Source organism: Paenibacillus sp. GbtcB18 (assembly GCF_019091125.1).
GTDB classification, from domain to species: Bacteria; Bacillota; Bacilli; order Paenibacillales; family NBRC-103111; genus Paenibacillus_F; species Paenibacillus_F chitinolyticus.
The window spans coordinates 1-1282 of the sequence record NZ_JAGXJX010000061.1 but is presented as its reverse complement, the minus strand read 5'-3'; the positions used below and the strand labels follow the sequence as shown (position 1 = coordinate 1282).

Genomic DNA, 1282 nt, shown 5'->3' with positions numbered 1-1282 from the left:
GAACTTCATTTGCAACAACATTAAAACCACTACCATAAGTACCCGCATGAGCGGCCTGAACTCCAGCATTTAAGGCTAATAAATTAGTTTGTGTGGCAATTTCATTAATCGTTTTCACCATGTCGCGTATAATATTAGTTTATTCGTTAAGCTCTTGTAATAATTTCATATTGTCATTCGTTTGTTCAACTATTTGTTTAATGGCCGCGGAAACCATATGACTACGCTTAATTCCTTCTTGCGCACGTTCCTTTAGATTTTCCGCCATCTCTTGCAATTCATGTGTTACCTTTGCCGTGCCATCTTCACGTGCAGTAATATCTGTAGCGACTTTAATAACCGCTTGAATCTCTCCATTCTTATCTATAACGGGGGTATACGTCGCTTCTAGCCATATCGTTTTCCCTTGTTTCGTAATTCTCTGTATTTTCCTTTGAAATGAGACTCCATTCCGAAAATTCCTCCAAAAGATATCATATTCTGGACTTTGAACAAACTGTGAAGTACAAAACTGACGATGATGACTGTTTAATAGTTCATCCACTTCATAGCCCATTGCATATGCAAAATTATGATTTGCCCAGATTACTTTTCCATAGGGATCAAACTCAATCATAGCTAGTGAACGTTCTAATGCAGCAAGTACCTCCCCTTGATTTAATACTTGAGTACTAAGTGAAGTAGTTTTGGAAATATAATCACTCTTCATATGCTTCTCCCCATTTCAAAAATAAATTAAATATCATCGTATTTCCCATCAAATATACCACTATCGAATTATACTAATATTTATATAATTTGTCCCACTTTAATTCGTATATATCAACGATTTTTAATAATATTTTTTCAAAATGAAAAGAGCACATTTAATTTCAAAGTGCTCTACCCTAAAACTGTTCACGTGAAATTCCCAAAATAGAAAATAACACAAAACGTAATGAACTTCCTTAATCAAAACTACTTTATAAATATCTTATCGAAACAAGCATTTTCACAAAATAAAATAAGTTCAAGCAACTGCTTTATTTTTATACGATAAAAACATACTATTTCACCTATTACAATTGTCTAGTACTCACTTAAAATAATTTGAGAAACATAAGACTTGATATACCTCCTATTTAAATTTCCACATAGCATCTTTTTAATGCTAGATATAAGATGCGTTCACCAATTATAAATTCATTTATATGTAACTAATTATTTGATCAATTTTTGAAATAATATATTTGTTCTTGTAATGCCCTTTTTTCATATACTTCTTATCCTTCAATCGTAACCC

The 1282-nt window shown here is 31.9% G+C and carries 2 protein-coding genes; both read right to left on the bottom strand.

Going from position 1 to position 1282, the window contains the following annotated elements; genetic code table 11:
- Window positions 1-118: methyl-accepting chemotaxis protein (locus KVT34_RS32810; RefSeq protein WP_483311462.1), on the bottom strand; the 118-nt coding region annotated here is incomplete at its 3' end.
- Between the two features lie 21 nt (window positions 119-139).
- The gene (locus KVT34_RS29465; RefSeq protein WP_217563212.1) at window positions 140-709 is read right to left on the bottom strand and encodes a PAS domain-containing protein; all 570 of its coding nucleotides are present in this window, start codon (window positions 707-709) and stop codon (window positions 140-142) included.
- Window positions 710-1282: the final 573 nt, after the last annotated feature.

Excerpts from the sequence above, each read along its gene's own strand:
- KVT34_RS29465 (WP_217563212.1), bottom strand. The coding sequence starts at position 709 with ATGAAGAGTGATTATATTTCCAAAACTACTTCACTTAGTACTCAAGTA.